Annotated in this window: 14 protein-coding genes; 9 read left to right on the forward strand and 5 right to left on the reverse strand. The window is 57.1% G+C overall.

The window, feature by feature from the left end; translation table 11 throughout:
* Window positions 1-36 precede the first annotated feature (36 nt).
* From BMZ63_RS02740 to BMZ63_RS02755, 4 genes are read left to right on the forward strand one after another with little or no spacing between them, the layout of a single operon-like run.
* Window positions 37-1,227 (forward strand): efflux RND transporter periplasmic adaptor subunit, encoded by a 1,191-nt coding sequence (locus tag BMZ63_RS02740; protein WP_091701338.1) that lies wholly within the window; start codon window positions 37-39, stop codon window positions 1,225-1,227.
* Window positions 1,224-4,412 carry an efflux RND transporter permease subunit gene (locus BMZ63_RS02745; protein ID WP_091701341.1) on the forward strand — a complete coding sequence of 1,063 codons (3,189 nt, stop codon included), beginning with the start codon at window positions 1,224-1,226 and terminating at the stop codon, window positions 4,410-4,412. Before BMZ63_RS02740 ends, BMZ63_RS02745 begins: the two co-directional genes overlap by 4 nt.
* Before the next feature lie 3 nt (window positions 4,413-4,415).
* Complete coding sequence (locus tag BMZ63_RS02750; RefSeq protein WP_091701344.1) at window positions 4,416-5,111, forward strand: hypothetical protein; 696 nt, start codon at window positions 4,416-4,418, stop codon at window positions 5,109-5,111.
* Window positions 5,112-5,117: 6 nt separating this feature from the next.
* On the forward strand, window positions 5,118-5,720 hold the full coding sequence (locus tag BMZ63_RS02755; protein WP_091701347.1) for a TetR family transcriptional regulator: 603 nt from the start codon (window positions 5,118-5,120) through the stop codon (window positions 5,718-5,720).
* Here BMZ63_RS02755 and BMZ63_RS02760 read toward each other — a convergent pair.
* A complete protein-coding gene (locus BMZ63_RS02760; protein WP_091701349.1) occupies window positions 5,709-6,509 on the reverse strand; it encodes a secretin N-terminal domain-containing protein in 801 nt (266 codons plus the stop codon). The two genes, BMZ63_RS02755 and BMZ63_RS02760, sit on opposite strands and share 12 nt — an antisense overlap.
* 360 nt (window positions 6,510-6,869) lie before the next feature.
* On the opposite strand from BMZ63_RS02760, the gene BMZ63_RS02765 reads away from it, so the two are divergent.
* Complete coding sequence (locus BMZ63_RS02765; protein WP_091701351.1) at window positions 6,870-7,922, forward strand: 3-deoxy-7-phosphoheptulonate synthase; 1,053 nt, start codon at window positions 6,870-6,872, stop codon at window positions 7,920-7,922.
* On the opposite strand, the gene BMZ63_RS02770 is transcribed toward BMZ63_RS02765, so the two are convergent.
* Window positions 7,867-8,538, reverse strand: a complete 672-nt coding sequence (locus BMZ63_RS02770) for a LysE family translocator (RefSeq protein ID WP_091701354.1) — start codon at window positions 8,536-8,538, stop codon at window positions 7,867-7,869. The two genes, BMZ63_RS02765 and BMZ63_RS02770, sit on opposite strands and share 56 nt — an antisense overlap.
* A gap of 193 nt (window positions 8,539-8,731) precedes the next feature.
* On the opposite strand from BMZ63_RS02770, the gene BMZ63_RS02775 reads away from it, so the two are divergent.
* Window positions 8,732-10,171 carry a dihydrolipoyl dehydrogenase gene (locus BMZ63_RS02775; RefSeq protein ID WP_091701356.1) on the forward strand — a complete coding sequence of 480 codons (1,440 nt, stop codon included), beginning with the start codon at window positions 8,732-8,734 and terminating at the stop codon, window positions 10,169-10,171.
* Window positions 10,172-10,213: 42 nt separating this feature from the next.
* On the opposite strand, the gene BMZ63_RS02780 is transcribed toward BMZ63_RS02775, so the two are convergent.
* Complete coding sequence (locus BMZ63_RS02780) at window positions 10,214-10,486, reverse strand: DUF2061 domain-containing protein (protein WP_091701359.1); 273 nt, start codon at window positions 10,484-10,486, stop codon at window positions 10,214-10,216.
* Window positions 10,487-10,711: 225 nt separating this feature from the next.
* On the opposite strand from BMZ63_RS02780, the gene BMZ63_RS02785 reads away from it, so the two are divergent.
* The 3 genes from BMZ63_RS02785 to BMZ63_RS02795 all read left to right on the forward strand — a co-directional run bounded on the left by BMZ63_RS02785 (window position 10,712) and on the right by BMZ63_RS02795 (window position 13,211).
* Window positions 10,712-11,185: a Dps family protein gene (locus BMZ63_RS02785; RefSeq protein ID WP_091701362.1), complete on the forward strand. Its 474-nt coding sequence runs from the start codon at window positions 10,712-10,714 to the stop codon at window positions 11,183-11,185.
* 357 nt (window positions 11,186-11,542) lie between these two features.
* On the forward strand, window positions 11,543-12,196 hold the full coding sequence (locus tag BMZ63_RS02790) for a DUF2057 domain-containing protein (RefSeq protein ID WP_244888367.1): 654 nt from the start codon (window positions 11,543-11,545) through the stop codon (window positions 12,194-12,196).
* A 37-nt stretch (window positions 12,197-12,233) separates the two neighbouring features.
* Window positions 12,234-13,211, forward strand: coding sequence for a porin (locus tag BMZ63_RS02795; protein WP_091701365.1), 978 nt, complete (start codon window positions 12,234-12,236; stop codon window positions 13,209-13,211).
* A 129-nt stretch (window positions 13,212-13,340) separates the two neighbouring features.
* Here the strand turns inward: BMZ63_RS02795 and BMZ63_RS02800 are convergent, their stop codons facing one another.
* Together BMZ63_RS02800 and BMZ63_RS02805 are read right to left on the reverse strand one after the other, a co-directional pair.
* Window positions 13,341-14,639 (reverse strand): TRAP transporter large permease, encoded by a 1,299-nt coding sequence (locus BMZ63_RS02800; protein WP_091701368.1) that lies wholly within the window; start codon window positions 14,637-14,639, stop codon window positions 13,341-13,343.
* Complete coding sequence (locus tag BMZ63_RS02805) at window positions 14,636-15,181, reverse strand: TRAP transporter small permease subunit (protein WP_091701370.1); 546 nt, start codon at window positions 15,179-15,181, stop codon at window positions 14,636-14,638. The genes BMZ63_RS02800 and BMZ63_RS02805 overlap by 4 nt, the downstream gene beginning before the upstream one ends.
* Window positions 15,182-15,274: the final 93 nt, after the last annotated feature.

Consider the following 15,274-nt stretch of genomic DNA (forward strand, 5'->3'; position numbering starts at 1 on the left):
TCGGTTACTAACAATGTTGATGGAATTTCCGCGCCTATGAAAATCAAGATCCGTTTCGGTCGAGCATGCCTCTTTGCCTTGATTTCCGCCCTGTTTCTGGCTGGCTGCAGTCAGAATGAAGATTCTCCACAAGCTGAAGAAGGTGGCAGTCAGGAGCGCCCGCCCCATCCCGTGGAAGTCAGTGAGCTCAGGAGACAGGATATTCGTCTTGAGCGCTCTTACCCTTCTTTATTGCGCAGTGATAGCGAGGTGACCCTGGTTGCGCGGGTAGCGGGCACCCTGGAAGAGCGGCATTTCGAGGCCGGGCAAATGGTGGAGAAAGGCGAACGGCTTTACTCGATCGAGCCGGATGTTTATCAGGCTGCTGTTAACCAGCGTGAAGCGGATTTACAGAGTGCTCGAGCGGAATTGTTCCGGGCCGAGCGCGATGCCGAACGGTTTGAACGGCTTCTGGGGCAGAACTCGGTGAGCCGGCAGCAATACGACCAGGCCACAGCCGATGCTCGGGTAGCGAAGGCTTCGGTTGCTCAGGCTGAGGCAGCCCTGGCCAGTGCGCGTATTGATCTGAATTATGCAGAAGTAACAGCGCCGGTGTCTGGCCTGATCAGTCTCAGCGAGGTGAACGTTGGCAATCTGGTCAGTTCCGGTACGGAGCTGGCCACCATCACACCGCTGGACCCATTGGAAGTTCGCTTCCAGTTGCCTCAGAAAGATGCCGCTGAATTGCGCCGGCAGTTGAAGGGGCAATCGGTCGAATCGATAACGGCACGCTTGGAGCTTCCGGCTAGCCCGGACGGTGATGCGGTCAGCCTGGAGGGGCGCCTGGATTTTCTGGGTTCCAGGGTGAGCAACAACACCAGCACCGTGCAAGCCAGCGCGGCCTTTGAGAACCCGGACGGCGCTGTACTGCCGGGCCAATTTGTGCGCGTCAGCCTTGAAGGCCTCAAGCGTTACGATGTACTGGCCGTGCCGGAAATTGCTGTCGGTCAGGGGCTGATGGGCCCTCAGGTCTTTGTGCTGGATGAGGACGACGTTGCTCGAGCACGCCCGGTCGATCTGGCCGAGGTGGCTGGTCCCTGGCAGATCCTGGAAGGTGGCGTGGAGCCCGGTGAGCGGGTTGTTGTGGGAGACCTGGCCGGCATTGAAGCGGGTATGACGATCAAGCCGTTGCCATTCGATGATGATGTTGAGGCGGTGGTTGAAGAGGCCGAGGGCGACGATTCATGAATTTCTCCAATTTCTTCATTGCCCGGCCCATATTTGCCACCGTCCTGGCCATTATCCTGACCGTGATCGGGGTGGCCAGTCTCCGGGTGTTGCCCATTGAACAGTACCCCAGCGTGGTACCTCCAACGGTGTCTGTTTCCGCTCAGTTTCCCGGCGCTGACGCCGAAACGGTGGCCCAAACCGTAGCAGCGCCACTGGCGGAGTCCATCAACGGTGTCGAAGACATGCTGTACATGACTTCGACCAGCGCAGACAACGGCATAATGAGCCTGAATGTGGCTTTTGATATCGGCACCGATGGCGATATCAACACCATTAATGTCAATAACCGGGTGCAGGGTGCGCTTTCGCAGTTGCCGGAGCAGGTGCAGTCCCAGGGTGTGACGGTGGAGTTGCGCTCCAGTTCGATTTTGATGCTGGTTGCGTTGATCTCGCCAGAAGGCGATTACGACAACGTTTACATGCAGAACTACGCGACTCTTAACATCCTCGACGAACTCCGGCAGGTGCCGGGCGTCGGGGAGGCCGAGGTATTGGGCGGTGGTGAGTTCGCCATGCGTATCTGGATGGATCCGAACAAGCTTGCCGAATACAACCTCACACCGACAGAAGTTGCCGCCGCTATTCGGGCCCAGAACACCGAAGTGCCGGCTGGTAGTCTGGCGAGTACACCGCAAAGTGAGCCCCGGGCATTCACCTACACCATCACGGCAGGTGGTCGCCTGAGTGATGTTGACGACTTCCGTGATATTTTCCTTCGCACCAATCCTGACGGTTCTGCACTGCGCCTGGATGATGTCGCTCGTATTGAGTTGGGGGCTTCTTTTTACGGGGTGGGTGCAAAGCTCAACGGCTCGACCATGACGCCGATCATCATCAACCAGCAGCCCGGTGCCAATGCTCTGGAAACGGCCAAGGCTGTCAAGGAGACCATGGCTGAGCTGAAGGACCGCTTTCCCCCGGGGCTTGAGCATGTCGTGCCTTATGATACGACCCTGTTCATTGATGCCTCCGTTGAAACCGTTACCAAGACCTTCATCGAAGCTTTCCTGATTGTTGGTGTCATTCTGTTTGTTTTCCTGCAGAACTGGCGTTTCACCGTGATTGCCATGTCTGTGGTGCCGGTATCCGTTCTGGCAACGTTCGCCGGCTTCTACATGTTTGGTTTTTCCATCAACCTGCTGACGCTGTTCGCCCTGGTGCTTGCGATAGGCATTGTGGTGGACGATGCCATTCTTGTGGTGGAAAACGTAGAGCGGGTCTTGAGTGAGGACGAAGATATATCAGTCACTCAGGCTACGATTCGGGCGATGAAAGAAGTGGGTGGCCCGGTCATTGCCACCTCGCTGATCATGGCCGCCGTGTTTGTGCCCGTGGCCTTCCTGGGCGGTTTTACCGGGCAAATCTATCAGCAGTTTGCGCTGACAGTTGCCATTTCCGTTGCCTTCTCAGCCTTGATGGCATTGACCTTTACGCCGGCGCTGTCGGCCATCTTTATCAAGCACAAGCCCCAGCTGAGTGAATCGAAACTGATGCGGGCGGTTAATACCCCGTTGCGCCTGTTTGACAGTCTGTTTGCCGGCATTACCGCGGGTTATATGTGGATCGTCAGAGGATTGGTCCGTTTCTGGGGCCTGGCATTGTTGCTGACGGCGGTGGTGATTGGCGGTTCCTGGTGGATTTACCAGACCACACCTTCGACCCTGGTCCCGGAAACCGATCAGGGCGTGGTGCTGGCCAGTATACAGCTGCCCGATTCTGCCTCTTTGGCCCGCACCGAGGCCTATATGGACAAACTGAGCAGTCGTATCCAGAAGATCGACGGAGTGGAGTACAGCTCTGCGGTGGCCGGGTACGATATTTTGTCCAGTGCCGTGAATACCGCCCGGGGTGTCATGTTTATCAGTATGAAATCCTGGGATGAGCGAGAACTTACCGCCGACGAACTGGTGGGGCGGATTATGCAACTCGGAGCCGAGGTGCCTGGTGGTTCGGCCATGGCCTTTAACGTGCCACCCATTATGGGGCTGTCCACGACCGGTGGTTTTACGGGCTATTTACAGTCGTTTGAGGGCGCCAGCTCAGAAGAATTGTTTGAGGCGTCCGGCAAAATCATGCAAGCGGCCAACGAACACCCGGCCCTGCAGCGGGTATTCACCACCTTTAACGTGAACGTGCCGGGATACCGGGCTGAGATTGATCGACAAAAAGCCCTCAGTTATGGCGTAGCGCTGGAAGACCTGCACGCAACCCTGTCGAACACTTTTGGTAACGGGTTTGTGAACTACTTCAGTTACCAGAACCGGAACTTCCAGGTTTATCTGCAGAATGAAGACGAGTTCCGCAAGACGCCGGATGACATGAGCAATGTCTATGTGCGGGGAGGCAGTGGTGAGCGGATACCTCTGTCGGAATTTGTCACCCTAGAGCGACAGGCAAAGCCCGCGGTGGTGTCCCGTTTTGGTGTTTATCTGGGGGCCCAGTTCCAGGGCGGTCCGGCACCGGGCTACAGCTCCGGAGAAGCCATCACGGCCATGGAGGAAATTGTTCAGGAGACTCTGGGTAACAACTGGGGAATGGGTTGGACCGGCACTGCCTACCAGGAAAGCCAGGTGGGCAGTACGGCAAGCCTGGCCATTATTTTCGGGTTGCTGATGGTGTTCCTGATTCTGGCCGCCCAGTATGAGAGCTGGTCGCTGCCACTGGCCGTGCTCACTGCTACGCCATTTGCCTTCCTTGGCGGCGTTGGAGGTATCGCGCTACGGGGGCTGGATACCAGTGTGTATGTGGAAATCGGCATGCTGGTGGTGGTCGGCCTGGCGGCGAAGAATGCGATTCTGATCGTCGAGTTCGCCGAGTTGCAACGTAAAGAATTGGGCAAAACCATTCGGGAGGCCGCCGTCAGTGCCGCTGAACTGCGTTTCCGGCCGATTGTTATGACCTCCATGGCGTTTATTTTCGGCACCCTGCCATTGGCTCTGGCGACCGGGGCCAGTGATGTCAGCAGCCACCATATCGGCACCACGGTTGCGGTAGGTATGGCCTCGGCAGCCGTGATTGGCAGCTTCTTCGTGCCTACTTACTACGCCATGATTGCGGCTGTTTCTGATTGGTTGCGTCGCAAGATAAAGGGCGAGGGCGCGGATGCACAGCCGCAAAACGTTGTTGACAGAGGACAATCCTGAATTATGGACGTTATCCAGCAAGTTGCTCTGAGTTTTCCGGTAGTGGTTTTCACGATTCTGATACCGCTTGTTGCCCTTTACTGGTTGATGGTGGCCGTAAACCTGGCACCACTGGAACTGTTTGAACACGACAGCCTTAGAGGTGATTACTTGTCCAGCTCGCTGGTGGCGCTGGGCTTCGCCGGGGTGCCGGGCTCTTTCGCGGTTTCTGTGCTGGTTTGGCTGGCGGCGGCTATCACCCTGGCGGCCGAATTGCTGGTGCTGCGCTGGCTTGACCTGGGCTTTTTCCGGGTGCCGCTGGGCTTCGTGATTTTGTGGGCGGCGTTTGCCATCGCCTCACCGCTGGCGTCGGCGATGTGTAGCTCGGTGAGGCGCTGGTTTCACCGTCATTTGCAAGGCCATCAGCGCTGTCTTCTGGGCGAGCACGTGGAGGTTCTGGCTGAACCGGATGCTAATGGCTGGACCAGTGCGGCAATAATAGGTGATCCCGAGCTGGAAGTGCGTTTGCACGGCAAGACCGGTAATATGCCCCGCGCCGGGGAGCACCGGGTGTTGGTAAAATACGTCGAAGACGAAAACGCCTACCGGAGTGTAAATGAAGAAGAATTCCGGGAGGCGCGAGCTTACCTCAACCGGTTACGACTCGGAGCGAAGGAGAGCCCGGGCAGGGCCAACAACGGTAATACTGATAACAGCTGACTGATCATGGCAAGAAAAACCAAGGCGGAAGCCGAAGCGACACGCCAGGCCATTCTGGACGCGGCTGAGCATGTGTTTATCAAAAAAGGCGTGGCACGCTCGTCGCTTGAGGAAATCGCCCGTACCGCGAAGGTAACCCGGGGCGCGGTCTACTGGCACTTTCGCAACAAATCCGACCTTTTTGATGCCATGCTGGAAAGTGTCCGGCTGCCCATGTCCGAGATGATCGCCGAGGATATGAACGGGCAGGCCAGCGATGTTCAGGCGCTCAGGAACCTGTGCGTTTATGCCCTCAAGGTGCTGGTGGAGGACGAACGGCATGCCCGCGTGTACTCCATACTGTTCCATCACACCGAATCCGAGCGCGGCATGAAAAAACACGCCGAGATGGCCGAACAGTCCATCAACCTGATGACCCGTATTTTTACCAGCCATCCGCCTCACCACTCGCTAACGCCCTGTCAGGCCGCGCGCTCACTACATACCCAAATGCTTGGTATCTATTACGACTGGCTGAGAAATCCCGGCGCCTATAACCTGGAACAGGAAGCAGAAACCCTGGTGGATACCATTTTCCGGGGCATATGCCCTCAGGAATCAGGGAAGTAGTTCAACCTTCATCTCGACCTTTCGGTTATCCCGTTCGTTGCCGGTTACCCGGTAACTGATACCCCGGCGCTGTTGATCCATGGTTGTTCGGGTGCCGCCAAGTTCCACCCACTGGCCGGGTTCCACCTGCCGGCGTGTCATCAGGGCTTCGGTTTCATAGCCTTCCAGCTCGGCGGGGTCCTCCTCGAAAGAGACGATGGTCAGCTCTATGTTTTGTTCGGAAATAGCCTCGGGGCTGACAATAAAGCCGCTTTGGCTTTCAATCTGTTCGAAGATCGCCGCGGGGTTGCGCCCGCCTTGCAAGGCGACGGGCAGGGTGCGCACCTGTCCGGAGGTGATGTGCGCGCTCTGCCCGCTTTGCACCATCACCTGGCGTTCGGTGTTGGAGATGGTGGAGATGGTTTTGCTCCCGGCGCCGGCACTGGCCTTGCCATCGTTCAGGCGAACGCCGCCGCCGGCCTGTTTTCCGCCAATGTCCTGCCGGTAGCGCACGGTAATGCGCATTTGCACCGGCGCCACGTCCATGGATTCTATTAATGTGCCGATCTCGTCCAGCAGGCGCGGCTGGGCGCGCACCACCAACTGGTTGCCCCGGGTGGTCATGGTGACCGATTCGCCTTGATAAAGCGGACGAATCTGCGCTGCCATGCTTTCGGCGGTGCGGTTGTTTAGTTCATAAATGCGGCTTTCGCTCTGGGCAAACGCCACGCCTGAAACCAGTGCCAGGCAAAGGGCAAGGCAGAGAGACAAAAAAGACAGCGGGTGAGCGGCATGTAAGGGCTTGTTCATCGGGGCCTCCGGAGCCGTGGATAAAAAGCTCGGTAAAATCCGTTTATCGGGTTGCCAAGACAAAAACGGCAGGGTTATAGTGAAAAGCATGAAGACCACACACGCAGCCTGTCAATTGAATGTTCTGAAAGCTTTCGGTGAGAAACTGAAGGCGGCGGGTTCTGCTGTGTATTTTTGGTGGTTTGGTTATGGCTTTTACTTTAGCCAGAGCCCGGGCCGCCCATAAGATCTTCATCGACCGAACAAACGAGGAAGGCAGCCCGGCAAGCAACCCAGGCTGCCACCGGACTCGAAAAGCCCCGACTGGTAGCCCAGCCGGGGCTTTTTTGATTCTGACACAGGGAAAACAGGAAACACGCTATGAATATGCCGTTGAATGCACAAACACTGGATTCCGAACCATTGACCCGGACGCCCCATCGTCAGGAAACCCGTCTGCCGACGGCCCTGGAACTTCGGGGCCGCTTTCCGGTCAGCGAGGCGCTGGCCCGGCGTATTGACGGCTATCGTGAGCAGGTTCGCCAGGTGCTGCACGGCGAAGACGACCGCACCCTGATCGTCGTCGGCCCCTGCTCGATCCACGACGAACAGGCAGCGCTTGAGTACGGGCAGAAACTCAAGGCACTGGCTGACGATCTCAGCGACCGTTTTCTGATTGTCATGCGTGCTTACCTGGAAAAACCCCGCACCACCGTAGGCTGGAAGGGTCTTCTGTATGATCCCGAGCGCACTGGCCGGGGCGATCTGGCCCAGGGTCTGGCTCGTTCTCGCCGGTTGTTGCTGGAGCTCTCTGAACTGGGCCTGCCGCTGGCCACCGAGGCGCTGGGGCCCTTCATGATGGACTATCTGGGTGACCTGGTGAGCTGGACCGCCATTGGCGCCCGCACCACCGAATCCCAGATTCATCGGGAAATGGTCAGTGGCCTGCCCATGCCCGTGGGGTTCAAGAACGGTACCGATGGCAGTATTGGCGTGGCCATTAATGCCATGAAATCCGGTGCCCACCCCCATCACCACATGGGCATTTCCCACTGCGGCTCGCCGGCGATGATCTCCACGCCGGGCAACCCGGACACCCATCTGGTGCTGCGTGGCGGTCGGGGCATCACCAACTACGATGAGTTGAGCATCGCCCGGGCCGTGGAAGAACTGGATAAAGCGGGTGTAAATACCGCCATCATGGTCGACTGCAGCCACGACAACGCCCGCAAGCAGGCGGAACGGCAGGTGGACATCGCCCGGGAGGTAATGGCTCAGAAGAACAAGGGCAACCGGCAGATCAGGGCACTGATGCTGGAAAGCTTCCTGCAGCCGGGCCGCCAGGACGATGATGACAATCTGATTTACGGCTGTTCGCTTACCGATCCGTGCCTGGGCTGGGAACAGACGGAGACTCTGCTCCGCTCACTGTAGAGAGCAGCAACTGCCCTGCCAGGGCCACGAGCACACCGCCCATAATTCTGTCCAGCCAGTGTCCGATCCGGTTGAAACCCCGGCGGACACGGGGATGGGTGAAAACAAACGCCACCAGCGCAAACCACAGACCCGTCGCGACCGCCATGTAAAGGCCGTAGCCGGCCTGCACCGCCACCGGGGTGTCCGGATTGATCACAACCGAGAACAGGGATACAAAAAACAGTGTCGCCTTCGGGTTCAGTGCGTTGGTCAGAAAGCCCAGCCGGAAGGCCGCCCAGCCGGTCTGGCCGAGTCCTGTCCCCACCGGAACCTGCACACTGCCGGCTTTTGACCGCAGACAATGCCAGGCAATCCACAACAAATAGAGTGCGCCTGCCACTTTCAGTACCGAGAAGAGCATGACCGACTGCTGGATAAGCAGACCGATGCCCATCAGGGAATAGGCCACATGCAGCAAAATGCCAAGGCCGATACCGCCCGCGGTCAACAGCGCATTGGCCCGGGACTGGGTCAGCGCCTGGCGCAGCATGATGGCAAAATCCGGTCCGGGGCTGGCCACGGCCAGCAGGTGAACCAGGGCAACGGTCAAAAATTCCAGCCAGTAGGTGTGCACGGCATTTCTCCAGAAAACGGTGGCAGCAATGAAAGTGATCCCGGCAATGGCAATGGCAATGGCAAGGGGCGTAGGTCACTGACGTTGGCCAAGGATAAGCGGATTTTTTGTCGGTTTCACCTGTCAGGGATCCATAAGCTTTCTATACTGTTCTGCAAGTTATGAGAAAACCGGCAAAATTCAGGGAGGCCCAATGGACAAGCGTGAAGTAGATGTGGCGATCATCGGTGCCGGCACGGCTGGCCTGGTGGCCTATCGGCAGGCAGCCAGGGCAACCGACAGGGTTGTGCTGATTGAAGGTGAGCAATATGGCACCACCTGCGCACGGGTTGGCTGCATGCCCAGCAAACTGCTGATTGCCGCCGCCGAGCGGGCCCACGATGTGCGCCACGCCGGTCAGTTCGGTGTTCATGTCGGTGATGTGCAAGTGGATGGCCGGGCCGTCATGGAGCGGGTGCGCCGTGAACGAGATCGCTTTGTCGAGCCGGTGGTCAAGGCCGCCGAGGCATTGCCCGAAGAACATCGGCTGATGGGACACGCGCGTTTTGTTGGCAGCCATCGGCTGGTGGTCGGTGAGCACACCGAAGTTCAGGCCGGGCGCATTGTTATTGCCACCGGCTCCCGCCCTCACATTCCCGCCCCGTTCAAGGGCGCCAAAGACCGGTTAATCGTCAACGACGATGTTTTTGACTGGCAGGACCTGCCCGAATCCGTGGCTGTGTTCGGTCCCGGCGTTATCGGGCTGGAGCTGGGGCAGGCGCTGGCAAGGCTGGGGGTCCGGGTTCGCCTGTTTGGGGTAGATGGCGGCATCGGTGGCCTGCAGGACGGAAAAATCCTGGATCGCGCCCGCCGCATCTTCGCCGAAGAACTGGCGTTGAGCCTGAGTGCGAAAACCGAAACCATCACCCGCACCGATCAGGGTGTTGAAATCACCTTCAGTGAGGACGGTCGCACAAACACGGAAACCTTCGACTATCTGCTGGCGGCCACCGGCCGGCGACCGAACATTGACCACCTGGATATACAGAACGCCGGCATCGAGCTGGATGACAAGGGGATGCCGGAGTTTGATCCCTACACCCTGCGTTGCGGCGACAGCCACATCTTCATTGCCGGTGACGTTAATAACGACCGCCCGCTGCTGCATGAGGCGGCGGATGAAGGTCGCATTGCCGGCAAGAATGCCGGCACCTGGCCGGACGTTCGCACCGGCTTGCGGAAAACCCCCGTTTCCGTGGTGTTCTCCGACCCGCAGATTGCCCGGGTTGGTTACACTCTGGCGCAAGTCGGCGAGCGTTGCCAGGGGTGTTTTGCTGTTGGTGAGGTGAGCTTTGACAACCAGGGGCGCAGTCGGGTAATTGCAAAAAATGCCGGCCTGTTAAGGGTGTATGGCGAGCACGGTTCCGGTCTGTTCATGGGCGCTGAGATGCTGGGGCCGGCGGCCGAGCACCTGGCCCACTTGCTGGCCTGGGCGGCTCAACAGCGTATGACGGTCAAAACCATGCTGGAGATGCCGTTCTACCATCCGGTGATCGAGGAAGGCTTGCGCACGGCCCTGAAGGGACTGAACCGGAATTTACAGATGGGCCCTGAACAGGGTGATGAATGCATGGAGTGTGGGCCGGGAGGCTGATGGCACCCGGCCCCGCGGAGCCGACGCTGGATTCGATGGAAATCAGGCCCCTGAGGTTCGTTGCTCGAAAGTAGCCGGGGTGGCGGTTGTATTCCGCTGGTGCCGGGCCCACAGTTTCTCGTGGAAGAAGTAGGCAACGGTGTTAATGGTCGGCTCCACCATGGCGATCAGGCTGCCGATCAGGATGTCGCCGGTCAGCAGATAGGCAACGGTAAAAGCGACGGTAAAGTGGGTGATCGCGAAAGTAATGGTCTTCAACAAAGACTGGTCGCCTTTCGCACTGTGATCGTGAACAAACATTTTCAGCGTACTCATGGCGTACTCCGCGTTTCCAATGGCTCTGGAGTCATTAAAGTACAAACGAGAATTGTTTCCAAATAAATTGTTTTGTTTCGACTGATAGGAGGGTCCTATCAGGATTAACTGGCCAGCATTGGTCACTCCTATCGGTTGGATTGAATGACTGAACTGGAGTTTATCGCCCTGTTTGTCTTACAGTAGAAGGTAACTAATCCCTAAATACGAATCAGGAGGTTCATTATGGGTAAGAATTTCATTGGTCTTGATACCGAGAAAACGGCGAAACTGGCGGACGCACTGAACGAACTGCTATCCAACTACCAGATTTTTTACATGAACGTTCGCGGTTACCACTGGAACATCAAGGGTGATAACTTCTTCGAACTGCACGTGAAGTTCGAGGAACTGTACGACGATCTGCTGCTGAAAATCGATGAGATCGCCGAGCGCATCCTGACCCTGGGTCATCGCCCGGCACACGCTTACAGCACCTACATGGAGAAATCGGAAATTCCGGAGCGCAAGGATGTCACCGATGGCAAAGAAGCCATGGAAAACATCGTCGAAAGCTTCGGTAAAATCATCTCCCGCCAGCGTGAACTGCTGAACATGGCGGATGAAGCGGATGATGAAGGCACCAACGCCCTGATGAGCGATTACATCTCCGAGCAGGAGAAAACCGTGTGGATGTATCGCAGCTACCTGGGACAGTAAATCTCCCCGTTACCAGTAGCACTGAAAATGGCGGCCTTCGGGTCGCCATTTTTTTTGGTTTTAGCCCCCTCCCTCCCCGGAAAAGCATCACGATGCAATGGCACCGTGTTGGCTTTCCTGACTTCTCCACCTGAAGTTTCGTGACATAAAACTGAAGCAAATGTGTCACTTACGTGCAATAACCTGCCTATAGATTGAAGTCTCGAAGCTTAAGGGAAGACCCGGCTTTGAGCTCATGTTGCGTTTTGAGTGAAACCTTGATGCCGGGTTGGCTGCCCGGCTTTTTTAAATTCCTGCCGGTGGGTGCGTTGATTAAATGTCATCCGCTGGCGTTTCAATTTAACGCTGGAGTTGTCCTTGAAAGCCCGCTTTCTACCGCTTTGTTTATCCATCGGTCTGTTTTCTTCACAGGCACTGGCCGACGTCACCCTGACTCTCGATTCCTGCCTGCAGGCTCATGCCCTGAACGGTCAGGAAAAAGAGCTGGCGGCGGGCGAGTCACTGACATTGGCCAATGGCACTCACCAGCTGGTGGTTGATTGCACGGCCAACCTGGGCCGCTCCGAGGACGACACCTTCCCGGAAACCAGCGATGCCTTTGTCCTGCTGTTTGAGGCAAGGGATGCCGAGCTTACGCTGTCCGCTCCGGTGATCAATACCGAAACCCAGATGGAGCGTTTCAACCGGCAGGGCAATTTTCGACTGGTCAGCAGTGATGGCGCCGCTGTGAGTTATCAGACCGATGTACTGAAAAAAGAAGGTTTTCAGGTGTTCCGGGATTACCCGGAGGAGCTGGAAGCCTTCAACCGCACTGACTCGCCCGCGGCCCTGCGCCCTTACGCGCCAGGCCTTCCGGCCGCGGTGAGCAATGGAGCGGGGCCCGCCACGCACGCTGGCGATGCGGGTGCTCCGGATCAGGAAACGGTTCGGCAAATGCTGCGTTACTGGTATTTGCAGGCCGACAGGGAAACTCGGAACGAGTGGAAGAACTGGATCGAATCCAGCCAATAAAACCCCATAAAACCAATCGAAAGTGGAGTAAAACCCCATGAAGAAGCTTCTTCTGGCTGTTGCTGTGTCCTCTGTAGCGGCAGGTTCTGCCAACGCTGCAACCATTTACGAGAAAGACGGATTTACCTACAAGCTGAACGGCGATTTTCAGGTTCAGATGCGTCAGTCCATTGGCGAAGACGAGCGTGCTGAAGTCGAGTACGACGATCTGGAGCTGAAAAACTATGTGAGCTACGACCTGGGTAACGACCTGACAGCCTTTGGTCGCCTGGACTTCGGGTTCAAGGATGCCGCTGAAGACGATGAGAACGGCAGCAACCTGGAAGAAGCCTATGTAGGCCTGAAGTACGGCGTGGCTTCTTTCTCTTTCGGTAAGCAGAATTTTGCTTCCGATGAATTTGGCATCGAAGAAGCCTATGAAGTGGAAACCATTGATGAAGACCGTTTCGACGGCATCGGTACTGATGGTGATGACACTGTGCGTATCGACGTTGAATTGGACAATGTCTATATCGCTGCCTCTCACGAAATGGATGCCCGTGACGACAACGATGGCATTGATGGTGAATTCTACGATCTGTTTGTTGGCACCGAAATTGTTGGCCTGGAACTGGCCGCAGCTTATCAGCAGTACAACCCCGTTGACCTGGATGATTCCGTTGGAACCTACGGCATCAGTGCGGGCTACGACTTTGGCTTCATGAGCCTGGCAGCTGATTACAGCGTTTCTGACTGGAGCGACGACAACGGCTGGGTGAAAGAAGACACTACCCAGTACAACGTTGCTGCGGTGTTTGGTGTGGCCAGCACCACTGATGTTGCCGTTGGTATGGGTAACAAGGATTCTGATGTTGACGGTTATGAAGACGTCACTGAGTGGTACGCCAACGTTACCTACAAGTTCCCAGAGGCGAAGAACGTAAGTGTGTTCGCTGAGGTGGCTGACAGTGATGAAGAAGTAAACGGCGAAGAAGTCGACATGGGCTTCCTGGCCGGCCTGCGCGTGAAGTTCTAAACGCCAGCCGCCAACACAGCGCCCTTAAGGGCTGTGTCGGAAACCTACAAAAAGGCCGGGCATTTTTGCCCGGCCTTTTTGCGTTCCGCCGGCAAGATCCTGTCAGGAACCTTGCCGTGACCACCTGTGTCAGTAGGTGGCGCTCATACCAAACCACTCGGGGAAGATCACAATCATCGCCAACACCAGAATCTGGATCAGGATGAACGGCAGAATCCCCTTGTAGATGTCGGTGGTTCGCACCTCCGGTGGTGCCACCCCCTTGAGATAGAACAGCGAGAACCCGAAGGGTGGGGTCAGGAAGCTGGTCTGCAGGTTCATGGCAATCAGGATGGCAAACCAGAGCATGTTGATGCCCATGGCTTCAGCCACTGGTGCCAGGATCGGCACGATGATGAAGGAAATCTCCACAAAGTCGATGAAGAAACCCAGCACCAGAATCACCACCATGGCCAGGATGATAAAGCCCCATTGCTCGCCGGGCAGCATCAGCAGCCACTCTTCCAGCAGGTAATCGCCGCCGGTGTAGCTGAACACCATGGAAAAGGCCGTGGCGCCGATCAGGATGGCGAATACCATGGCGGTCACCTTGACCGTGTCCTTGCTGGCGTCCCACACCATTTTGAAGCTGAACTGGCGGTAGATGATCGCCAGCACCACCGCACCCACGCCGCCAAGCGCAGAAGATTCGGTGGGCGTGGCAATGCCGGTGAAGATGGAGCCCAGAACCACCACAATCAGCGCCAGTGGCGGAATAATGGCCAGCAGTGCATCGCGGATTTCCTTGCCGCGACTTGCGTTTTCGTCTTCCTGGGGCATGGCCGGTGCCGTTTCCGGCTTGAACCGGGTCATGATCAGAATGTAGGCAATGTACAGACCGATCAGCACCACGCCGGGCATCACCGCCGCCTTGAACAGATCACCGACGGGAAGGCCCAGTACATCACCCAGGATGATCAGGATGATGGATGGCGGCACGATCTGCCCCAGAGTGCCGGAGGCACAGATGGTGCCGGTGGCCAGGCGCTTGTCGTATTTATGGGCAAGCATGACCGGCAGGGAGATCAGGCCCATGGCCACCACGCTGGCCCCCACTACACCAGTGGAGGCGGCCAGCAGGGCACCAACAAGGATCGTGGAAATGGCCAGGCCACCGGGCAGGCCGCCAAACAGCCGGCCCATGGAGGTCAGTAGTTGTTCGGCCAGCCGGGTGCGTTGCAGCACCACACCCATGAATATGAACAGTGGCACCGCCATCAATACGGTGTTCTGCATCACGCTCATAATGCGGTAGGGCATGAACGCAAACAGATCCATGCCCTCGGCGAAAATACCAAAAAACAGGGCGACGCCACCAAAGGTGAACGCCACCGGAAAACCGAACATCAGCATGACCAGGGCCACGCCGAACATAATCATGCCAATCATGCCAGGCCTCCCGCGCTGTGTTCGCCTTCGTATTCCTTGTCACCGGCAATGACCCGAATGGCATGGGTGACCATGTTGAGACCGGCGGTGGCGATAAAAATGGCCGAGAAGGGAATCACGGATTTGATAATCCACCGGTGTGGCAGCCCGCCCGGGTCACCACTGCCTTCGCCCATGTGGTAGGCGTCCACGGCAAAGCTGTAGCCGTAAAAGCCGATCAGGTAGGCAAAGGGAACCACGAAAAAGACCGCACCCAGAATATTGACCCAGGCTTTGGTTTTGTTGCTCCAGCGGGTGTAGAACACGTCTACCCGCACATGGCCGTCCGTGCGCAGGGCGTAGGGGATGCCCATCAGGAACACTACCGAATAAAGGTGCCATTCCATCTCTTGCATGCCGATGGAGACGTCGTTGAAGGCGTAACGCATCAACACGTCATAAAACACATTGGCTGCCATCAGGATCATGGCAACGCAGGCGATCCAGCCGCAGAATTTCGAGAGCCAGCCCAGGCCCTCATCCAGCTTGATTATCCAGCGCATTGAACGTCTTCCTCCGCCAGGCGGATTATTTGGGTGAATGGTGGAACAAAAAAGCCGGGATCACTTCAAGAGCGATCCCGGCTCTGTTACTGC

It is taken from the genome of Marinobacter persicus, assembly GCF_900114155.1.
Classification (GTDB): Bacteria; Pseudomonadota; Gammaproteobacteria; order Pseudomonadales; family Oleiphilaceae; genus Marinobacter; species Marinobacter persicus.